We start from the raw sequence: 6,630 nt of genomic DNA on the forward strand, positions 1-6,630 counted from the left end.
GATCGCGCGGGAGCACGTGCGGGCGGAGGTGGACCTGTTCCAGGCGGGCTTCGACTCGCTGCTCCTGCTGCAGGCCATCTCGGCCATCGAAAAGCGGATGGGCGTGCGCCTGGCCCTCATCGAGGTGCTGGAGGAGATGGCCACGCTGGACGCCCTCGCGCGCCACATCGACGGCGTCCTTCCTCCGGACGCCGTCGTCCACGATCCCGACGCGCTCGCGGACGCCGCTTTGTCCGCGGATGCCCCGTCATCGGCCGAACCCGTCGGATTCGCCGAGCCCGCGCCGTCCATGTCCGCGGCCGCGGCGCCGCGCGTGGTGCCCGCGCCGCCCGCGTTCTACCCGGCCGGGGCGCTGTCCGCGGCGCCGGAGGGGAGCAGCGTGGTGCAGCAGGTGATCGCGCAGCAGCTCCAGGCCATGACGCAGCTGATGGCGCAGCAGCTCGCCGCCGTCACCGGCCAGCCCGCCCCCACGCTCCCCGCCGTCGTCCATCCAGTCCCTGCCGCCGAATCGACGGCGGACGAGGTGCGATCGGCATCGGCGGATGGGGTGCGATCTCCATCGGCGGACGCGGGACGATCGGCGTCGGCTGACATCGGGCGATCGGGCCCGGTGGATGAAGGGCGATCGGCCTCGGCGGACATCGCGCGGTCGGCACCGGATGACGTGGCGCGATCGATGTCGGCGGACGCGGGACGATCGGCGTCGGCTGACTTCGGGCGATTGGGGTCGGCGGACATCGCGCGATCGGCATCGGATGACGTGGCGCGATCGATGTCGGCGGATGAGGAGCGATCCGGATCAGCCGAGGCCGGACGATCCGGATCGGCGGATGGAGGACGACCGGCACCGCACGAGGGGGAGGGGGCGCCGCGGGCCCGCATCCAGCCGCCGACGTTCGTGGCCTATCAGCCGCTGAACACGGACGCGCCGGCGGGGATGACGGCGGAGCAGCGCGCGTACCTGGACGGCTTCATCGCCCGGTACGTGGAGCGGACGAAAGGGTCCAAGGCGCACCAGGCCCGCTACCACGTGCCCCTGGCCGACACGCGGGTGACGGCCCGGTTTCGCCGCGCGTGGAAGGAGATCACGTACCCCATCGTGGGCCGCCGCGCCCGCGGCTCGCGCGTGTGGGACGTGGACGGCAACGAGTACGTGGACACGGGGATGTCGTTCGGCTGCAACCTGTTTGGCCACGCCCCGGACTTTGTCACCCGCGCCCTGCAGGAGCAGATCGAGGCGGGCTACGGCCTGGGTCCGCAGTCGGCGCTGGCCGGCCGCGCGGCGGAGCTCGTCTGCGCGCTGGGCGGCAACGAGCGCGCGGTGTTCTGCAACTCGGGCACGGAGGCCGTCACGGGCGCCGTCCGCGCCGCCCGCGCGTACACGGGGCGGACCAAGGTGGCGTACTTCGCCGGCAGCTACCACGGCTGGGCGGACCTCGTGCTGGGGCGGATGATGCCCGGCGGCGAGGTGCGGCCCAGCGCGCCCGGCGTGCCCCCGCTGCCCCTGGGCGACGTGCTGATGCTGGAGTACGACGAGCCCGCGTCGCTGGCCCGCCTGGCGGAGCACCTGCACGAGATCGCCCTGGTGATGGTGGAGCCCGTGCAGAGCCGCCGGCCGGACCTGCAGCCGTTCGCGTTTTTGCGCGAGCTGCGGCGGATGACGCGCCAAGCCGGCGCGCTGCTGCTGTTCGACGAGCTCATCACGGGGTTCCGGATGGGGCCCGGCGGCGCGCAGGCCCACTTTGGCATCGACGCCGACCTGGTGACGTACGGCAAGATCGTGGCGGGCGGGCTGCCCATGGGCGTGGTGGCGGGCAAGCGCGAGCCCATGAGCGTCTTTGACGGCGGCGTGTGGCGCTACGGCGACGACTCGTTCCCCCCGGCGCAGCGCACCCTCTTTGCCGGCGCCTTCTGGAAGCACCCCATCTCCATGGCCGTGACGGTCTCCATCCTGGAGGAGATCCAGCGCCGCGGCCAGCCCCTGTACGACGCGCTCAACGAGCGGACGGCGCACCTGGCGCACCGGCTGAACGCGTTCTTCGACGCGGGCGGATACCCCGTCACGGCGGCGCACTTTGCCTCGTCGTTCCGCTTCTTCTTTGGGCCGGAGGTCAAGTTCGCGGACCTGTTCAACCATCACCTGGTGCTCCACGGCGTCCATGTGATCCCGGAGACGGGGACGCACTTTCTGTCCGACGCGCACACGGACGAGGACCTGGACCGCGTGTTCGACGCCGTCCGCGCCTCGGCCGAGGCCATGCGGAGCGGCGGCTTTCTCCCCGACCCGTCCGCCCCGTCCGGCCCCAACGGCGCGCGCGGGGCCCATGCCGGTCCGGTGCGGATCGAGGTCGCGGCATCCGCCTCCGTCGTCTCCGAATCCGCTGCCTCCTCCGCGCGAACCGCCGATGCCGCGCGATCTGCCGATGCCGGGCGATCCACCGATGCCGCATCCGTCGATCCCGCGCGATCCGCCGATGCCCAGCGATCCGCCGATGCCGCGCGATCCGCCGATGCCGGGCGATCCGCCGATGCCGCGTCCGCCGCGGAGGACGACAGGGACGGGGCGGGGCAGGGCATCCGCCGCGTTCCCCTGACGGACGGGCAGCGGCAGCTGTGGATCGAGTCGCAGATGGGGGACGAGGCGTCGCTGGCCTACATCGAATCCAGCTCCATCCGCCTGCACGGCGCCCTGGACGCGGACGCGCTGCACCGCGCCCTGCAGGCCCTGGTGGACCGCCACGATGCCCTGCGCATCACCCTCACCCCCGACGGCGAGGCGCAGCGCATTCACCCCGCGCGGAGGGTGGAGCTGCCCCGCGAGGACTTTGGCGCCCTGCCGGCGGACGCGCGCGAGGCGGCCGTGACGGCGTGGGTGCGCCGCACCGTGCGCCGCCCGTTCGACCTGGAGCACGGCCCCGTGGCGCGCTTTGCCCTGGCCCGCGTGGCCAGCGACGAGCACGTGCTGCTGTTCGAGGCGCACCACGTGGCCCTGGACGGCTGGTCGTTCGCCATCCTGTGGAAGGAGCTGGACGCGCTCTACACGGCCGCGCGGGACGGGCGCACGGCCCAGCTGCCGCCGCCGCCGGACTACGCGGCCCTGGTGCGCGCGCACGGCGCCGCCCTGGACGACGACGACGAGGCGCAGGCGTACTGGCGCGCGCAGTTCGCCGGCGGCGTGCCCGTGCTGGAGCTGCCCACGCCCGGGCCGCGGCCCGCCGTGCGCGGCTACCGCGGCGAGCAGGTGGCCCGCGCGCTGGCCCCGGGGCTGGCGCGGCGGCTGGCCGCCGCCGTGCGGCCCCACGGGCTCACGCCGTTCCACGCCCTGCTGGCCGCGCAGGCCCTGTGGCTGGCGCGGCTGGCCGGGCAGGACGACGTGGTGGTGGGCACGCCCTCCGCCGGGCAGGCGGACGGAGGCGACGCCGCGTCGCTGGTGGGCTACGCCATCAACATGCTCCCCGTGCGCGTGCGGGTGGACGAGGCGGAGACGTTCCTGGCCCTCGCGCGGCGCGTGCGGGGCACCACGCTGCGGGGCGTGCAGCACCAGCGGTTCTCGCTTCCGCGGCTGGTGGCGTCCCTGCCTGGCACCCGCGACGGGGGCCGCGCGCCCCTGTTCTCCGTGCTGATGAACCTGGACCGCCAGGGCGCCGGCGCGGCGTCGCTGGGCGGGCTGCGCGCCCGGATGGAGCCCAACTTCGGCGGCGGCGTCAAGATGGACCTGGACGTGAACTTCGTGGAGGCGGGCGAGGACCTGCGCCTGACCTGCGAGTACCGCGCGGACCTCTTTGACGGCGGCACCGTGGAGCGCTGGGTGTCGGCGCTGGACCACCTGCTGGAGCAGGTGGCCCGCGACCCCGCCGTCCCCGTGCGCGACCTGGAGCTGGTGGGCGGGGACGAGCGGCGCCTGCTGGACGCGTGGAACCGCACGGAGGTGCCGTTTCCCCGCGACCGCTGCCTGCACGAGCTGTTCGCCGCGCGGGCGCTGCGCACGCCGGGCGCGCCGGCCGTCGTGCACCCCGGCGGCGAGATCCCGTACGCCGCGCTGGACGCGCGGGCCAACCGCCTGGCCAACCACCTGCGCCGCCTGGGCGTGGGCCCCGAGGCCCGCGTGGGCATCCTGCTGGGCCGCGGCCCGGAGATGCTCGTGGCCACGCTGGGCGTGCTCAAGGCCGGGGGCGCCTACGTTCCCCTGGACCCGGAGTACCCGGCGGAGCGGCTGGCCTACATGCTGGACGACGCCGGCGCGCGCGTGCTGCTGACCACCGATGCGCTGGCGGCGCGCGCCCGGGCCGGGGCCGCGCGGGTCGTTCGCCTGGACGGGGACGCCGCCGCCATCGACGCGGAGGGCGACGCGGCGCCGGAGAGCGGCGCCGGGCCCGACAACCTGGCGTACGTCATCTACACCTCCGGCTCCACGGGCCGGCCCAAGGGCGTGGCGGTGGCCCACCGCGCCGTGGTCAACTTTGCCACGGACTTCGCGGCGCGCATGGCGCTGCGCCCGGACGACCGCGTGCTGCAGTTCGCCTCGCCCGCGTTCGACGTGGTGGTGGAGGAGCTGTACCCCACCTGGTTCGCCGGCGCGGCCGTGGCGGTGGCCGGCGCGGAGCTGCTTTCGCCGCCGGAGCTTTCGCGCGCCATCCGCGCCCTGGGCGTCACCAGCCTGGAGCTGCCCACGGCCCTGTGGCACCAGTGGGTGCACGAGCTGGCCCGCGCCGGCGCCCGCGTGCCGGAGTGCCTGCGCTTCGTGCTGGTGGGCGGCGAGCGCGTCTCGCCCGAGCGCCTGGCGGAGTGGGCCACGGTGGGCGGCGAGCTGGCGCACGTCTTTGGCCTTACCGAGACGGCCTGCACCTCCACCATGCTGCGGCTGGAGGCGGGCGTGGACCACTCCCGCCGCTGGCCCAACCTTCCCATCGGCACGCCGCAAGGCAACGTGCGCCTGCACGTGCTGGACGGCGGGCTGCGGCCCACCCTGGTGGACGTGCCGGGGGAGCTGTACGTGGCCGGCGAGGGGCTGGCGCGCGGCTACCTGGGCCGGCCGGCGCTCACGGCCGAGCGCTTTGTTCCCGACCCGTCGGCGCGGGGGGCGCGGCGCTACCGCACGGGCGACCGGATGCGCTGGCTGGCGGACGGCAACCTGGAGTTCCTGGGCCGCGTGGACCACCAGGTCAAGATCCGCGGCTTTCGCATCGAGACGGGCGAGGTGGAGGCGGCCCTGACGGAGCATCCCGCCGTGCGCCAGGCCTTTGTCATGGCCCGCGAGGACGCGCCGGGCGGCCCCCGCCTGGCCGCCTACGTCGTCCCCGCGTCCGCCGCGTCGGCCGAATCCGCCGCATCGATCGAATCCGCCGCATCGACCGAATCCACCACACCGACCGGATCCGCGGCATCGGTCGGATCGATCGAATCCGCGGAATCCGCAGAAGCTGCCGGATCGACCGGATCCGCAGAATCCGCAGCATCGGCCGAACCCGCCGCGTCCGCAGAATCCGCGGAGGGGATCGAGGACGCGTTGCGGGCGCACCTGCGGGCGCGGCTGCCGGAGCACATGGTGCCGTCGGCCTTCGTCCTCCTGGACGCGCTGCCGCTGAACTCCAGCGGCAAGGTGGACCGCCGCCGGCTGCCCGCGCCCGCGTACGCCGCGCGCGAGCCCTACGCCGCGCCGGAGACGGAGGTCGAGGCGCGGCTGGCGGAGCTGTGGGCGTCGGTGCTGGGCGTGGAGCGCGTGGGCCGGCACGACGGGTTCTTTGACCGCGGGGGGCACTCGCTGCTGGCCATGCGCCTGGTGTCGCGCATCCGCGAGGCCCTGGGGGTGGAGCTGCCCCTGCGGGCCCTGTTCGAGGCGCCCACCGTGGCGCGGGTGGCGGAGCGGGTGCGGGCGCTGCGGGGAAGATTCACCCCGCCGCCGTCCCCCATCGTTCCCGTGGACCGCGGCGGGCCGCTGCCGCTCTCGTTCGCGCAGGAGCGGCTGTGGTTCCTGGACCGGCTGCAGCCCGGGCAGGCCTTCTTCAACGTCCCCGTCTTCCTGCGGCTGCGGGGAACACTGGACGCCGCGGCGCTGGAGCGGGCGCTGGGCGAGGTGGTCCGCCGGCACGAGGCCCTGCGGACGACGGTGCGCGAGGAGGACGGCGCGCCCGCGCAGGCCATTGCCCCCTTTGGCGGCTTCGCCCTCCCCGTGGACGACCTGTCCGCCCTGGACCCGGAGGCGCGCGAGGCGGAGGTGCGCCGGCGCGCGGCGGACGAGGCGGACCGCCCGTTCGACCTGGCGGCCGGCCCGCTCTTCCGCGCGCGGCTCCTCAGGCTGGCGGACGACGACCACGCGCTCCTCGTCTGCATGCACCACCTGGTGACGGACGAGTGGAGCCAGGACGTGTGGTTCCGCGAGCTGGCCGCGCTCTACGGCGCGTACGGCCGGGGCGAGCCGTCGCCGCTGGCCCCCCTGGCCGTGCAGTACGCGGACGTGGCCGCCTGGCAGCGCGCGCGGCTCTCCGGCGGCACGCTGGACGGGCTGCTGGCGTGGTGGACGGAGCGGCTGGCCGGCGCGCCGGAGCTGCTGCCCCTGCCCACGGACCACCCGCGCCCGGCCATGATGCGCTTTCGCGGCGCGCGGGTCCCCATCCACCTCCCGCGGGCCCT

1 protein-coding gene is annotated in these 6,630 nt (G+C 75.1%); it reads left to right on the forward strand.

The features are described from left to right. The coding region (locus tag VFZ20_RS05540) for a non-ribosomal peptide synthetase (RefSeq protein WP_329682841.1) at positions 1–6,630 on the forward strand (6,630 nt) is incomplete at both ends.

Origin of the sequence: Longimicrobium sp., from assembly GCF_036280135.1 — a bacterium.
Taxonomy (GTDB): Bacteria; Gemmatimonadota; Gemmatimonadetes; order Longimicrobiales; family Longimicrobiaceae; genus Longimicrobium.